Consider the following 14,361-nt stretch of genomic DNA (forward strand, 5'->3'; position numbering starts at 1 on the left):
CATCTGGACCAAGTGGCGTCTACCCCGGCGCAGTACGTCCCCTATCAATCGCGCAGCGCAACGCGGCCTTAGGGCGACGGCGCTGCCCCGCGACCTCCCGGTCCCTTGCTCCTGCCCCGCCTTTCCCCTACACGGCGGCGGAACGTGAGGACGGAAGACGCATATGTCCATTCTGGTGATGAAATTCGGCGGCACTTCGGTGGCCGATCTCGACAAGATCAAGAACGCGGCGACCAAGGTCAAACGCGAGGTGGAGCGGGGCCACAAGGTCATCGTGATCGTCTCGGCCATGTCGGGCAAGACCAACGAGCTGGTGGGCTGGGTGAACCAGACATCGCCGCTCTATGATGCGCGCGAGTACGACGCCGTGGTCTCTTCGGGCGAGAATGTGACTGCCGGGCTCATGGCCTTGACCTTGCAGGAGATGGAGGTGCCCGCGCGCTCCTGGCAGGGCTGGCAGGTACCGCTCAAGACCAATTCCGCCCATGCCGCTGCCCGGATCGAAGAGATCCCGCGCGAGAACCTCGATGCGAAATTCGACGAGGGGATGCAGGTCGCCGTGATCGCGGGATTTCAGGGGCTGAGCCCCGAAGGCCGGATCACCACGCTGGGCCGGGGCGGCTCGGACACCACCGCCGTGGCCTTTGCCGCCGCTTTCGAGGCAACGCGCTGCGACATCTATACGGATGTGGACGGCGTCTACACGACCGATCCGCGGATCGAGGACAAGGCCTGCAAGCTCGAGAAGATCGCCTATGAGGAGATGCTCGAGCTCGCCTCCCTGGGGGCCAAGGTGCTCCAGACCCGCTCGGTCGAGCTGGCCATGCGGTTCAAGGTGCCCCTGCGGGTGCTGTCGAGCTTTGAAGAAAACACCGAGAATTCCGGCACTCTGGTCTGCGATGAGGAAGAGATTATGGAAAGCAATGTTGTCTCCGGCGTCGCCTATTCCCGCGATGAAGCGAAAATGACCCTGATCTCCGTGGCCGACCGGCCCGGGATTGCGGCGGCGATCTTTGGGCCGCTCTCCGAGGCGGGAGTGAACGTGGACATGATCGTGCAGAACATCTCGGAAGATGGCCGCACGGATATGACCTTCTCCTGCCCGACGGATCAGGTGATGCGGGCCGAGCGCGCGATCAAGGAAGCCAAGGAACTGGGCGAGATCAACTTCCAGGAGCTGGTGGCCGACACGGATGTGGCCAAGGTCTCCGTGGTCGGCATCGGCATGCGCAGCCATGCCGGCGTTGCCGCCCAGATGTTCCAGGCGCTGCGCGACGAGGGCATCAATATCCGCGTGATCACCACCTCCGAGATCAAGATCTCGGTGCTGATTGAGCGCAAATACATGGAGCTCGCGGTGCAGGCGCTGCATGACGTGTTCGGGCTCGACAAGGCCGCCTGAGCCCGCCCGGCATCCCGGCCGTTCGGGTCGCTCGGGCGGCCCGCGCCTGCGCATCCGGCGCAAAAATGAGCCGGGGCGTGTCAATTTCGCGCCCGGACCACGCAGCATGCCGCGCCCCCTGAGGCGCGGTGCAATTTCCGTTCCCATGCTCTGACGAATATGGTCTAACCGATCCGAGGACACCGGCTCCGGGGGTCCAGACGAGGGATCAAGGCGCAGCAATGCCCGACACCATGGAAACCGAAAGCCGCAAGCTTCTCAGACGCTTGCAGGCTACGCTTGCCGAGGCGGGCGCGGGTCAGGAACGCCTGGACCGGATCACGCATCTGATCGCGGACAGCATGCGGACCGAGGTCTGTTCGATCTATCTGTTTCGCGATGCGGACACGCTGGAGCTCTGCGCGACCGAGGGTCTGAACCCCGAAGCCGTCCACCAGACGCGCATGCGGATCGGCGAAGGTCTGGTGGGGCGCGTTGCGCGCAAGAACCGCCCCCTGAACACCGCCGACGCGCCCGGCACCGAAGGGTTCCGCTACATGCCCGAGACCGGAGAGGAGGTTTATTCGAGCTTCCTCGGTGTGCCCGTCCAGCGGCTGGGCGAGACGCTCGGCGTGCTTGTAGTGCAATCTCGCGCGCAACGGGAATACTCCACCGACGAGGTCTATGCCCTCGAGGTGGTGGCCATGGTGCTGGCCGAGATGAAGGAACTGGGCGCCTTCACCGGCGAGGGCGCCGCGCTGGCCGCACCGCATCAGAACGCGATCATGGTCAAGGGCGGGGTCGCGCAGGAAGGCATCGCCACGGGCCGGGTCTATCTGCATGAACCGCGGGTGGTGATCACCAATCTCGTCTCCGATGATCCCGAGGCCGAACTGGCCCGCCTGCGCGAGGCGGTGGACCAGCTGCGCGTCTCTGTGGACGAGATGCTCGACACGGCCTCGACCCAGGACAAGGAGCAGCTGCAGATCCTTGAGGCTTACCGGATGTTCGCCAATTCCCGGGGCTGGATGCGGCGCATGGAGGAAAGCCTTGTGAGCGGCCTGTCCGCCGAGGCGGCCGTCGAGAAAGAGCAATCCGCCGCCCGCACCCGGATGGAGCAGGTCCCCGACGCCTATCTGCGCGAGCGGCTGCATGATTTGGATGACCTGTCGAACCGGTTGCTGCGGCTCTTGACCGGGCAAGGCTCCGAGACCGGGGCCGAGATCCCGGTGGATCCGATCCTCGTGGCGCGCAATATCGGGCCCGGCGAGCTGCTGGACTATGGTCGCGCGCTGAAGGGGATCGTGCTGGAGGAAGGCTCCGTCGGGAGCCATGCGGCGATCGTCGCCCGCGCGCTTGCCATCCCGCTGATCGTGAATGCCAAGCGGATCACGACCGAGGCGCTGAATGGCGATCTGGTGCTGATCGATGGCGAACAGGGGATTGTCCATCTGCGCCCGGATGAGACCGTGCAGGCCGCCTTCCGCGACAAGAGCGCGATGCAGGCCAAGGCGCAGGAGCGCTACGCCTCCCTGCGCGACAAGCCCGCGATCACCCAATGCGGGACCGAGATTTCCCTGAACATGAATGCGGGCCTGATGGCCGACCTGCCATCGCTGCCCACCTCGGGTGCCGAGGGCGTCGGGCTGTTCCGGACCGAGCTGCAATTCCTGACCCGACCCAAAGTTCCGGCGCGGTCTGAGCTTGCGCAGCACTATGCCCGCGTGCTGGACGCGGCGGGGGGCAAGCGCGTGGTCTTTCGCACGCTGGATATCGGGTCGGACAAGGTCCTGCCCTATATGAAGCCCCAGGACGAGCCGAACCCGGCCCTGGGCTGGCGCGCGATCCGGGTCGGGCTCGACAAGCCCGGCGTCATGCGGATGCAGCTGCAGGCGCTGATCCGGGGCGCGAATGGGCGGCCTCTGACGCTGATGTTTCCCTTCGTGGCCCAGCTTGAGGAATTCACCCGCGCCCGCGACTACCTGATGCGGGAGCTTGACCGCGAGGCCTCTCTCGGGCGGGTCCTGCCGGAAAAGGTCGAGGTGGGCGCCATGCTCGAGACCCCGAGCCTCGCCTTCTCGCCGAACTCCTTCTTCGAGATGGCGGATTTCATCTCCATCGGGGGCAATGACCTCAAGCAGTTCTTCTTTGCCGCCGACCGCGAGAATGAGCGGGTGCGCCGCCGCTACGACACGCTGAATGTCTCCTTCCTGAGCCTGATCGAGCTGATCGTCAGCCGGTGCCGCGATGTGGGCACCCCGGTCAGCTTCTGTGGCGAGGATGCGGGCCGCCCGATCGAGGCACTGTGTTTTGCCGCGATGGGTCTGCGGGCGCTGTCCATGCGCCCGGCCTCCATCGGGCCGGTCAAGCATCTCTTGCGCCGCTGCGATCTGCGCGAGGCCCGCGGCGTGATCACCGAGGCCCGCGCCTCGGGCGCGATGACCGTCCGCCCGGCGGTGATGGACTGGTTGCGCCAGCAGAGCTGAGCCTGCTCACCCGGGCAGCAGCCGCCCCGACGGCGCGGGCCCGCGACCGAAAATCGGACAGCCCAGCGTGGTTTGCAGCGCCGTGATCAGCTCATCCACCGTCTCGGTGGTCAGGTACAGCCCACCGGTCTGATCCGCGAGGCAGCGCGCCACGGTCTGCCCTTCGCGGTAGTCATGCTGATTCTGGCTGTCCCAGCTGAAATGCTCACCGCGCAGCTTGAACCCGATCACATGCACGGTCAGGTCATGGGCCTCCGCAGAGAGACTGGCGGCCAGCTGGCACGGGGCGCCGCCGCAGGTCTCCTTACCATCGGTGACCAGCACCACGACCCCCGCCCGCTGGCGGAAATCGAGCGCCTCTGCCGCGCGGGCCACGGAGTCGGTCAGGGGCGTGTTGCCCGAGGGGGCCAGCGCGTCGATCTCGGCGATCATGCGCGGGGCGGCGTCCGGGATCGGGGCAAAACGCAGATCGATATTGCTGCAGGCTTCGCGCGGACCGGGCCCGTAGATCAGCAGGCCGAGATTGCGAAACGGGGCCACTTGCGGCATGGCCCGCCGGATCGCGCGCCGGGCGGCAAAGATCCGGGGTTCATCCATCAGGTTGAACCCCATCTCCGACATCGATCCGGAGCCGTCAAAGACCACGATCGCATCCTCGGAACAGCCCTGCGCCGCGTGCAATGCAGGGGGCGCGCCCACAAGGCTCACGCCCAGAAGGGCGATGGAGGCAAAGAGGCTCGAGCGGATCCGGGAGGGGGCAAAGGGGATCATCATGGGGCAAGCCTGCCATGGCCGCCCCTGCCCTGTCTATGCGACTGGGGTCTTGGGTGGGCGCAGGTCGCGCCCCCTGCGGTCAGGCGGCGGCGATCAGGCGGCGGCGGTCACCACCCCCTGCACCCCGTCCCAGGCCCCCGGGCTCAGGGCATGGATGAGCACCCGGTCGGGGTTCGTGGGCGGCGGCATCTCGACCCCTTCGGCCCGAGCAAACCCGAAGCGGCTGTAATAGGGCGCATCCCCGACCAGCAGGACCCGCGTCCAGCCCAGTGAAGCGGCCTTCTCGAGGCCGGCCTGAATGAGCAGCGCGCCCAACCCCTCCCCCTGCCGTGTCGGGTGGACCGCAACGGGGCCCAGCAACAGCGCCTCTTGTCCGCCCACGCGGATCGGCCAGAACCGGATCGCCCCGCCGATCCCGCCCAGCACATTGTCGATGCTGGGCGCAACAAGGCAGAGCTCGGCCACGGGCGGCACCCCATCGCGCAGCCGGTAGGACGAGAGCGCCTCCCGCCCCGGCGCGAAGCAGAGATCGAAGAGCGCCTCGACCTCCCACCAATCGCCGGTCTGTTCCTGCCTCAGTTGCACGTGGTCTGGTTCCGTTTTTCGCTGGCCTCGCGCCTAACACAGGCGTTAGGTGATGCGCAAACAGCGAGGAGGACACATGTTTTACCGTCCCGAAGAGGGCCATGACCTGCCCCATAACCCGTTCAACGCCATCGTCACGCCCCGCCCTATCGGCTGGATCTCGAGCCGGGGCACGGATGGCCGGGACAATCTCGCGCCCTATTCCTTCTTCAACGCCGTCGCCTATGTCCCGCCGCAGGTGATGTTCGCCTCGACCTCCGCCAAGGAGGATCGCGGCGACACCAAGGACAGCGTCGCCAATATCCGCGAGACCGGGGTGTTCTGCGTCAATATCGTGTCCTACGCGATGCGCGATGTGATGAATGTCAGCTCCGGCGCCTATGGCGCGGATGTGGATGAATTCGAAAAGGCCGGGATCGAGAAAGCCCCGTGCGAGACCGTGGCCTGTTCCCGCGTCCTCGCCGCGCCTGCAAACCTGGAATGCAAGCTGACGCAGATCGTACAATTGCCTGGTGCGGCGAATTTCGTGGTCTTTGGCGAGGTCACCGGCGTCCATATGCGCGACGAGCATATCGTCGATGGGCGCTTTGACGTGAGCACCTTCCGCCCGCTCTCAAGGCTTGGCTACCGCGACTATGCCTGCGTCGACAACCTGTTCTCGCTGGCGCGGCCCGACGACTGAGCGCGCCTCAGGCCCCGAGCACCGCGTAGCGCGCGAGGCCGTAGATATAAAGCGCGGTGAACAGGATGTTGATGTATTTCAGCTGCCGCTCGCCATGGAGCCACGCACAGAGGATCCAGATCAGGCAGAACGGCAGCCCGAGGACCATCGGCCAGGGATGCCAGTTCTGCACGATGGCGACCGTACTGCTCACGCCCAGGAGCAGGGCGAGCCATTTGAGACGTTGTTCGTGGCGGAGCAGCCAGGCCTCCACCAGAGCCGAGAGCGGGGGACGCACAATCATGGCGCGCGACACCTTTCCGAAATGACCAGAGATGTGGGGGGACGGGTCCTCACTGCCACCCGTCACCCAACGCTCTAGCCCGGACCTCGCCCCTCTGGCAAGAGCCCGCGTCTGCGGCGCTAGTGCCCTGCCCCGAGAATGCCGGTCTTGACCGAATAGTCGGCGGCAATCGCGTAATCGGGGTCGTCATCACTGTCGATCATCAGTTGCCCCGCTTTGCTCAGCAGCTGGTGACAATCCTTGCTCAGATGGCGCAGCTGCAGGGTCTTGCCCGCCTCGGCATACTTCGCGGCCATGGCCTCGATCGCCGTGAGGGCGGACTGATCCACCACGCGGCTATCGGCGAAATCAACGATCACCACGCCGGGGTCATTGGAGACGTCAAAGAGCTCGACGAACCCGGCGGAGGAGCCGAAGAAGAGCGGCCCCTGCACCTGATAGACCTTGGCCCCTTCGGGCGTGTCATAGGTCTTGGCATGGATCCGCGAGGCGTTGTTCCAGGCATAGGCCAGCGCCGAGACGATCACGCCCACGACCACCGCGATGGCAAGGTCGGTGAGCACGGTCACGACCGTGACCAGCACGATGACCAGCGCATCGGTCAGCGGCACCCGGCGCAAGATCGTCAGCGACTGCCAGGCAAAGGTGCCGATCACCACCATGAACATCACGCCCACCAGTGCGGCCAGCGGGATCTGTTCGATCAGGGGCGAGGCCGCAACGATGAAGATCAGCAGGAAGAGCGCCGCCGCCACTCCGGCGATCCGCGTGCGCCCGCCGGATTTCACGTTGATCATCGACTGGCCGATCATGGCGCAGCCGCCCATGCCCCCGAAAAAGCCGGTGACGGTGTTGGCCACGCCCTGCGCGATGCATTCCTGGCTCGCGCCGCCGCGCTTGCCGGTGATCTCGCCCACGAGGTTCAGGGTGAGCAGGCTTTCGATCAAGCCGATCGCCGCGAGGATGAAGGCATAGGGCGCGATGATCTGCAGCGTCTCGAGGGTCAACGGCACCATGGGAATGTGGAAGCTCGGCAGCCCGCCCTGGATCGAGGCCATGTCGCCCACGCGCGGCACATCGATGCCGAAGACGATCACGAGAATCGCAACAATCCCGATACCCGCCAGCGGGGCCGGCACCACCTTGGTCAGCTTGGGCATGCCCCAGATGATCACCATGGTCAGCGCCACAAGGCCCAGCATCATCACCAGCGGCCAGCCGGTCATCCAGGTCAGCTCGCCCGCCTCATTGGGCACCCGGAATTGCGTGAGCTGCGCGAGGAAAATCACGATGGCCAGCCCGTTCACGAAGCCCAGCATCACCGGATGGGGCACGAGCCGGATGAACTTGCCCAGTTTGAAGATCCCCGAGAGGATCTGCAGGATCCCCATCAGCACCACGGTGGCGAAGAGGTATTCGACCCCGTGTTCGGCCACCAGCGCCACCATGACCACCGCCAGCGCGCCCGTCGCGCCCGAGATCATCCCCGGCCGTCCACCGATCAGCGCGGTGATCAGTCCGACGATGAAGGCCGCATAGAGCCCCACCAGCGGGTGCACCCCGGCGACAAAGGCAAAGGCCACAGCCTCGGGCACGAGGGCCAGGGCCACGGTCAGACCGGACAGGATCTCGATCCGCCAGCGGGCGGGGCTGAGCGTCTCGTCCTCGGTCGGGCTGGAAAAGGCGATACGATTGGCGAAGGACGCCAGCAAAGCTCGGGCCACGGGGAAACCTCGGGATGGGGATGGGGGCTGCGCGCGGGATAGCCGGTTTGGGCCGCTCTGCCTAGCCCTGAGATGCAATGCCGCACTGCATCGGATGCAAGGCGGGCGTTGCCGGCTTGGACTGCCCCTCGGGACCCGCCCGCCCCGCATCCGGGTCGAGGGACAGCGCTCGCCATGACTGCAAACGCGCCCGCCCGTATCGCCACGCGCCGATTTGCGGTATCGTTCCCCCTGAGGGAGGACATCGCCAATGCCCAGATTACGGTTTGCCTCGAATGTCGCCGGCACGATCGATGCGGTTCAGTTCCATCTCGAGGCGCTCGTCCTCGATGCCAGCCTGCAATCCCTGTCGGACCGGGAGGCCGTGCTGACCTTTCGCCCCGGCAGCACGGATCTGACCTATACCGCGAGCGGGCTGAACCTCGGCACCGTGCCGGATGGGGAAGGCGGAACTCGCCTGACGGGCACCCTGACCGGGTTGCGCGTCGACACCCCAGGCGGGCCTCTGGTCGAGATCGACCGGCTCTTTCTGCCCCTCGCCACTCTGACCGCCGCGGCCGAAGAGGATCGTTCCGGCAGCGATCCGGGGGCCGTGGACGACATCGTCCTCGGGCTCGACTGGTCCTATCGCGGGGCCCCGCCGGGGACGTTCCAACCCCGGGATGCGGTCAATGATGACGGCGTCGTCCTGAACATGCGCGGCAATGACGTCGCGATCTTCGAGGATGGCGCGGATATCTTCTGGCTCGGCGACGGGCGCGATCTGGCTCGGGGCGGCGGCGGCGATGACGGGCTCGCGGGGGGCAATGGCAACGACATCCTCTTTGGCGAGGACGGCGCGGACGCGCTGGAGGGGGATGCGGGTGATGACATCCTGATCGGCGGCGCGGAGGGCGACCTGCTCAAGGGCGGGTCCGGCAATGACCGCCTCGTCGGAGAGGACGGGGTCGATGTTCTGGTGGGAGGCACCGGGAACGACCGGCTTCTGGGCGGGGCGGGCGAAGACACGTTCCGCTTTCTGGCCGGGGACGGGTTCGACGTGATCGTGGATTTCGACGCCGAGGCGGACCTGATCCAGCTCGTCGGAGACAGCGATCAGGTGACGGTGACCGACACGCTGGCGGGCGCGCTCCTGCGCGGCGATGATGTCACGGTCCTCGTTCTGAACACGACCGCAGACAGCCTCGATGACAGCAATCTGCTCTTGCTGTAGCCACAGCCATTGACGCGCCCGAATGCGCTGCCTAGCCATGAAGGCAGAGACAACAGGGGGCACTTATGCAGACGTTTCTGGGCATCATCGGCGGATCCGGGCTTTATGAGATCGAGGGGCTGGAGAACCCCTCCTGGCAGGAGGTCGAGAGCCCCTGGGGCGCGCCTTCGGATGCGATCCTGACCGGGACGCTGGACGGGGTGCGGATGGCGTTTCTGCCCCGGCACGGGCGCGGCCATGTCCATTCGCCGACCACGGTGCCCTACCGCGCCAATATCGATGCGCTGAAGCGGCTGGGCGTGACGGATGTGATCTCGGTCAGCGCATGCGGGTCGTTCCGCGAAGACATGGCGCCCGGCGATTTCGTGATCGTGGATCAGTTCATCGACCGGAGCTTTGCACGTGAGAAGTCCTTCTTCGGCACGGGCTGCGTTGCCCATGTGAGCGTCGCGCACCCGACCTGCCCCCGGCTCGGCGCGGCCTGTCTCGAGGCGGCCAAGGCAGGTGGCATCACTGTCCATGACGGCGGCACCTATCTGGCCATGGAGGGACCGCAATTCTCGAGCCTTGCCGAAAGCAAGATGTACCGCGAGAGCTGGGGCTGCGACGTGATCGGCATGACCAACATGCCCGAGGCCAAGCTCGCCCGCGAGGCGGAGCTTTGCTATGCCAGCGTGGCGATGATCACCGATTATGACAGCTGGCATCCGGATCACGGCGAGGTCGATGTGACCGAGATCATCAAGACGCTGATGGGCAATTCGGAAAAGGCCAAGGGGCTTGTGGCCCGCCTGCCCGGTCTGCTCGGAGCCGAGCGGGAGCTCTGCGCGCATGGCTGCGACCGGGCGCTGGAATACGCGGTGATGACGGCGCCGGACAAGCGCGATCCGGCGCTTGTGGCCAAGTTGGATGCGGTGGCGGGACGGGTTCTGTCGGCGTGAGCCGTCGCAGGGCGGTGCGGGTGCCGGACCGGGTCGGGGGCCAGCCCCCACGGTCCTGCGGACCGTTCCCCCGGGATATTTAGAGACTTAAGAGAGCAAGACATGCTGGGCTGCGGCAGGAGTGCTTCTGCTGCGACTGCACAATGGACAGGCTTTGGAGGGAACGCTAGCTTCGAGCTTGAGGACAAAAACTGTGAGGGGGGCCAGCATGTGCCAGATATTCTCCCATCAGGATCCGAACCGATACGCGTGCACCACGCGACGGCTCAGACTGAACGGGCAAAGCACGTCGATCCGGCTGGAGAACAGTTTCTGGGCTATTCTCGACACGATTGCCGAGGCTGAGGGGACCAGCACCCCGGCCTTCATCTCGACCCTGCATTCCGAGGTTCTGGAGGCGCGCGGCGAGCCGTCGAACTTCACCTCGCTGCTGCGGTGCACGGCACTGCTCTATATCGAAACGCAAAAGGCGCCGGAGGCCGGGATCGCCGCCGAGTAGCGGAACAGGTTACGGGCGGGACAGCGCGTCGCGCAGCGACATCCCCAAACCACGCGAAGCAAAGAAATCTGCGGAATTGCTTTGACCCCAGGTCACCCTTGGGTCCAAGGTTGGTCTTTGGCCCTGAAAGGAGCAATCCGATGCGGTTTATTTCTCTTGTTTGTGCTTTTCTTCTCGCAGCCCCCTCAGCCAACGCGCTGAGCTTCGACTTTTCCTTTTCGAACACAGTTGGCAACGTCGCGGGCACCGTGACCGGAACGGTCTCCGGTCTGGCGGACAATGCCACCGGCGCGGCGACGTCCCTCATACTCACATCCGTACCAGCCGCGACCGGTGGCCAGACCAACCCCAACACCAGTGACGTGGTTCAGTGGACCGCCATTGACGTCAACAGCTTCACGGTGACCAACGGCCAGATTACCGATTTCATGTTTTCAGCGGTCCTCGAAGCCGCGCCGGTCTTTGAATTCTTCTGCCTTGGCGATCCCGCCTGCGCACCCGTTGGCGCAGAAACACTCTACGGCACGGCGTTCTTCGCTGTTCCGTTTACTTTCGTCGGGACCGATGGTGGGTTCGCGGGCGTCACCTTCACGCCGACGGCCATCCCCCTGCCCGCGGGCCTTCTCCTGATGCTGAGCGCGCTTGGTGGGCTGGGTGCCGCGCGCCGGTGGCGCCGGGACAAAGGCGCGACACGGATGGCGATCCGCACAAACTTTAGGCAGTAGTAAAACCTTACTACCCTGCCCTGTTTGAGCCCGCGCTAGCCTGACCTCCCAACAATACCAAAACAGGGAGGTTGGATTGGCCAAGGCAATCCACAGCATGATCCGCGTTCTCGATGAGGCGCGGTCCTGCGATTTCTACAAGCGGGCCTTCGGACTGGAGGTCGCGGATCGGCTCGACTTTTCAGACTTCACGCTGGTCTATCTCAGCAATGCCGAAAGTGGCTTCGAGCTGGAGCTGACGGTCAACAAAGGCACCACCGAGCCCTATGATTTGGGCAATGGCTACGGGCATTTTGCCGTATCCGTCGAGGACCTGAAGGCGGAACACGCCCGGTTCGAGGCCGAGGGACTGAACCCAAGAAAGCTGGTGGAATTCGCGCCGGACGGCAAGCTCGTCGGGCGCTTTTTCTTCGTGGCCGACCCCGATGGCTATCAGATCGAGGTGCTCGAGCGCAGCGGACGCTTTCAATAAAACAGACAGCCGCGCGGCAGGGAGGCCGCAGCGGCACGAAATGGGAGGAAAGACATGATTGAAACCAAAGGCCCCAAAGGCCTGACACGGCGCCAGCTCTTGGCGCGGGCAACCGCAGCAAGTGCCAGCTTTGTCGTCGGGAGCGGCTTTGTCGCCGCAAAGGATGCCGCCTGGGCGACCGAATTGTCGGCGCTCAAGCCCGAGACCTTCGCAACCCTCGTGCAGATGGCGCGCGACATCTATCCCCACGACCATGTGGGCGACAAGTTCTACGCCGCTGCCGTGAAGGGCTATGACACCGATGATGACGCGGGCACGATCGAGCTCGGGATCTCGGATCTCAACGCTGCGGCGCGCAATGCCGGGCATGGCAGCTACCTCGCCATGGGCTGGGAGCGCGACCGGGTGGATGTGCTGCGCGGGATGGAAAACAGCCCCTTCTTCCAACAGATCCGCGGCGGGCTCGTCACCGGTCTTTATAACCAGAAAGATGTCTGGCCCCTCTTTGGCTATGAGGGCGAGAGCTTCTCCAAGGGCGGCTATATCGATCGCGGTTTTGATGACGTGGACTGGGTCTGAGGGAGGATCTGAGCATGACTACATTTGATCTGAACGACGACTCCGTGGTCGTCATCATCGGCACCGGTGCCGGTGGCGGAACGCTGGCCAATGAGCTGGCCAAGAAGGGCGTCAAGGTTGTCTCGCTGGAGGCTGGTGCCTTCCACGAGCCGCAGGATTTCCTGCAGGATGAATGGGCCAGTTTCGGCCAGCTCGCCTGGCTCGATGCGCGCACGACCTCGGGCGATTGGCGGGTAAGCGACGATTTCTCCGGCCTGCCCGCCTGGATCGTGAAATCCGTGGGCGGCTCGACCGTGCACTGGGCGGGTGCCTCCCTGCGGTTTCAGGACCATGAATGGAAGGCGCGCACGACCTATGGCAATGTGCCCGGCGCGTCCTTGCTGGACTGGCCCATCGATGCCGAGGAAATGGCCCCGTGGTACGCGGCCGCCGAGGACAAGATGCATGTCACCCGCACGGGCGACCGTCCCGGCCTGCCGGGCAACAACAACTTCAAGGTCTTCGAGGCTGGCGCCAAGCAGCTTGGTTACGAGGACGTGCATACGGGTCGCATGGCGATCAAGAGCTCCGACAGCGCCGATGGCACCCCGTGCCAGCAGATGGGTTTCTGTTTTCAGGGCTGCAAGGTCGCGGCCAAGTGGTCGCCCAGCTATGACGAGATCCCGAACGCGCTCGACACCGGCAATTATGAGCTGCGCACGCAAGCCCATGTTCTCAAGATCGAGCATGACGATACGGGCAAGGTGACGGGCGTGCTCTATGCGGATGCCGAGGGCAACCAGCATCTGCAAAAGGCCCGCGTGGTGGCCGTGGCCGGGAACTCGATCGAGAGTCCGCGCCTGCTGCTGAACTCGGCCTCGTCGATGTACCCCGACGGGCTCGCCAACAGCTCGGGCCAGGTCGGGCGCAACTACATGCGGCACATGACGGCCTCGGTCTATGCGGTCTTCGACAAGCCCGTGCGCATGTGGCGCGGCACGACCATGGCCGGGATCATCACTGACGAGGCCCGCCACGATCCGTCGCGTGGCTTTGTCGGCGGCTACGAGATGGAGACGCTGAGCCTCGGCCTGCCCTTCATGGCCGCCTTCCTCGATCCGGGCGCCTGGGGCCGCGAGTTCACCAGCGCGCTGGATGCCTATGAGAACATGGCCGGCATGTGGCTCGTGGGCGAGGACATGCCGCAGGAGACCAACCGCGTGACCCTGAACACCGATGTGCTCGACCAGTACGGCCTGCCCGCGCCGAACGTGCATTTCGATGATCACCCCAATGACATCGCCATGCGCAACCACGCCTGGCAGCAGGGGCAAGCGGTCTACGAGGCGGTGGGCGCCACGCGCACCTTCCCGACCCCGCCCTATCCCAGCACGCATAACCTCGGCACCAACCGGATGTCCGAGAATGCGCGCGACGGGGTGGTGAACAAATGGGGTCAGACCCATGACATCGCGAACCTGTTCATCTCGGACGGCTCGCAATTCACCACCGGAGCCGCGGAAAACCCGACCCTGACCATCGTGGCGCTGGCCATGCGGCAGGCGGATCACATCGCCAAGGAAATGGCCGCTCAGAACATCTGAGCCATTCGGTTTTGCAAACGAGACGGGCCACCTGGCAACGGGTGGCCCTTTTCGATTGCGGGCAACACAGGCAGCACGACGCCTGACCGCGTCCACAGATATCCATGAGGTTGCTGACATGCGCCTTACACAACGCGCTCGCTGTCGTCTTCGGGGGGAGCAAGGGCCCCTTCGTTGCGACGACACAAACCTCTGCGACGACGAGGAGATCCAAGGATGGCCAGGGGCAGTGGCAGGTCCCAGCAACGCAATGGCGATGTCAAAATTAGAGCGCCAAGAGGTCGAGACCGAATAAATGTAAACTCAGCATTACACCTTGACTGTCTATATTTGCTGACGCTACTCTCAACCTGCTGCCATGCATGTCCACCCTCAACTAAACTCGAAAACGGCCTGTAGTCAGCGTCTCGAAGTGATGATGTGACAGGAGTACG

The 14,361-nt window shown here is 64.8% G+C and carries 14 protein-coding genes; 10 read left to right on the forward strand and 4 right to left on the reverse strand.

Annotated features, from left to right (window positions below; genetic code table 11):
- Positions 1-163: 163 nt before the first annotated feature.
- Together ACP150_RS00445 and ptsP are read left to right on the forward strand one after the other, a co-directional pair.
- Complete coding sequence (locus ACP150_RS00445; RefSeq protein WP_424964560.1) at positions 164-1,402, forward strand: aspartate kinase; 1,239 nt, start codon at positions 164-166, stop codon at positions 1,400-1,402.
- A 221-nt stretch (positions 1,403-1,623) separates the two neighbouring features.
- Positions 1,624-3,867: a phosphoenolpyruvate--protein phosphotransferase gene (ptsP, locus tag ACP150_RS00450; protein WP_424964561.1), complete on the forward strand. Its 2,244-nt coding sequence runs from the start codon at positions 1,624-1,626 to the stop codon at positions 3,865-3,867.
- A gap of 6 nt (positions 3,868-3,873) precedes the next feature.
- Here ptsP and ACP150_RS00455 read toward each other — a convergent pair whose 3' ends face one another.
- Entirely contained in the window at positions 3,874-4,641 is a 768-nt protein-coding gene (locus ACP150_RS00455; RefSeq protein WP_424964562.1) for a vWA domain-containing protein, read from the reverse strand.
- Between the two features lie 93 nt (positions 4,642-4,734).
- Entirely contained in the window at positions 4,735-5,226 is a 492-nt protein-coding gene (locus tag ACP150_RS00460; protein WP_424964563.1) for a GNAT family N-acetyltransferase, read from the reverse strand.
- A 76-nt stretch (positions 5,227-5,302) separates the two neighbouring features.
- On the opposite strand from ACP150_RS00460, the gene ACP150_RS00465 reads away from it, so the two are divergent.
- Positions 5,303-5,908, forward strand: coding sequence for a flavin reductase family protein (locus ACP150_RS00465; protein ID WP_424964564.1), 606 nt, complete (start codon positions 5,303-5,305; stop codon positions 5,906-5,908).
- Positions 5,909-5,915: 7 nt separating this feature from the next.
- On the opposite strand, the gene ACP150_RS00470 is transcribed toward ACP150_RS00465, so the two are convergent.
- Positions 5,916-6,191: a peptidase gene (locus ACP150_RS00470; RefSeq protein ID WP_424964565.1), complete on the reverse strand. Its 276-nt coding sequence runs from the start codon at positions 6,189-6,191 to the stop codon at positions 5,916-5,918.
- A gap of 119 nt (positions 6,192-6,310) precedes the next feature.
- Positions 6,311-7,915: a SulP family inorganic anion transporter gene (locus ACP150_RS00475; RefSeq protein ID WP_424964566.1), complete on the reverse strand. Its 1,605-nt coding sequence runs from the start codon at positions 7,913-7,915 to the stop codon at positions 6,311-6,313.
- A 250-nt stretch (positions 7,916-8,165) separates the two neighbouring features.
- Between ACP150_RS00475 and ACP150_RS00480 the strand changes: the two genes are divergently transcribed.
- The 7 genes from ACP150_RS00480 to ACP150_RS00510 all read left to right on the forward strand — a co-directional run bounded on the left by ACP150_RS00480 (position 8,166) and on the right by ACP150_RS00510 (position 13,927).
- On the forward strand, positions 8,166-9,128 hold the full coding sequence (locus ACP150_RS00480; protein ID WP_424964567.1) for a calcium-binding protein: 963 nt from the start codon (positions 8,166-8,168) through the stop codon (positions 9,126-9,128).
- A 65-nt stretch (positions 9,129-9,193) separates the two neighbouring features.
- Positions 9,194-10,069, forward strand: coding sequence for an S-methyl-5'-thioadenosine phosphorylase (locus ACP150_RS00485; protein ID WP_424964568.1), 876 nt, complete (start codon positions 9,194-9,196; stop codon positions 10,067-10,069).
- A 208-nt stretch (positions 10,070-10,277) separates the two neighbouring features.
- Positions 10,278-10,568, forward strand: a complete 291-nt coding sequence (locus ACP150_RS00490; RefSeq protein ID WP_424964569.1) for a ribbon-helix-helix domain-containing protein — start codon at positions 10,278-10,280, stop codon at positions 10,566-10,568.
- Positions 10,569-10,708: 140 nt separating this feature from the next.
- The gene (locus tag ACP150_RS00495; protein ID WP_424964570.1) at positions 10,709-11,293 is read left to right on the forward strand and encodes a VPLPA-CTERM sorting domain-containing protein; all 585 of its coding nucleotides are present in this window, start codon (positions 10,709-10,711) and stop codon (positions 11,291-11,293) included.
- A 76-nt stretch (positions 11,294-11,369) separates the two neighbouring features.
- Positions 11,370-11,765, forward strand: coding sequence for a VOC family protein (locus ACP150_RS00500; protein ID WP_424964571.1), 396 nt, complete (start codon positions 11,370-11,372; stop codon positions 11,763-11,765).
- A gap of 54 nt (positions 11,766-11,819) precedes the next feature.
- On the forward strand, positions 11,820-12,344 hold the full coding sequence (locus tag ACP150_RS00505) for a Twin-arginine translocation pathway signal (protein WP_424964572.1): 525 nt from the start codon (positions 11,820-11,822) through the stop codon (positions 12,342-12,344).
- 14 nt (positions 12,345-12,358) lie between these two features.
- Positions 12,359-13,927 carry a GMC family oxidoreductase gene (locus ACP150_RS00510; RefSeq protein ID WP_424964573.1) on the forward strand — a complete coding sequence of 523 codons (1,569 nt, stop codon included), beginning with the start codon at positions 12,359-12,361 and terminating at the stop codon, positions 13,925-13,927.
- The last annotated feature ends 434 nt before the right edge of the window (positions 13,928-14,361 follow it).

The sequence above is a fragment of the Dinoroseobacter sp. S375 genome (genome assembly GCF_049800775.1).
Lineage (GTDB): Bacteria > Pseudomonadota > Alphaproteobacteria > Rhodobacterales > Rhodobacteraceae > Dinoroseobacter.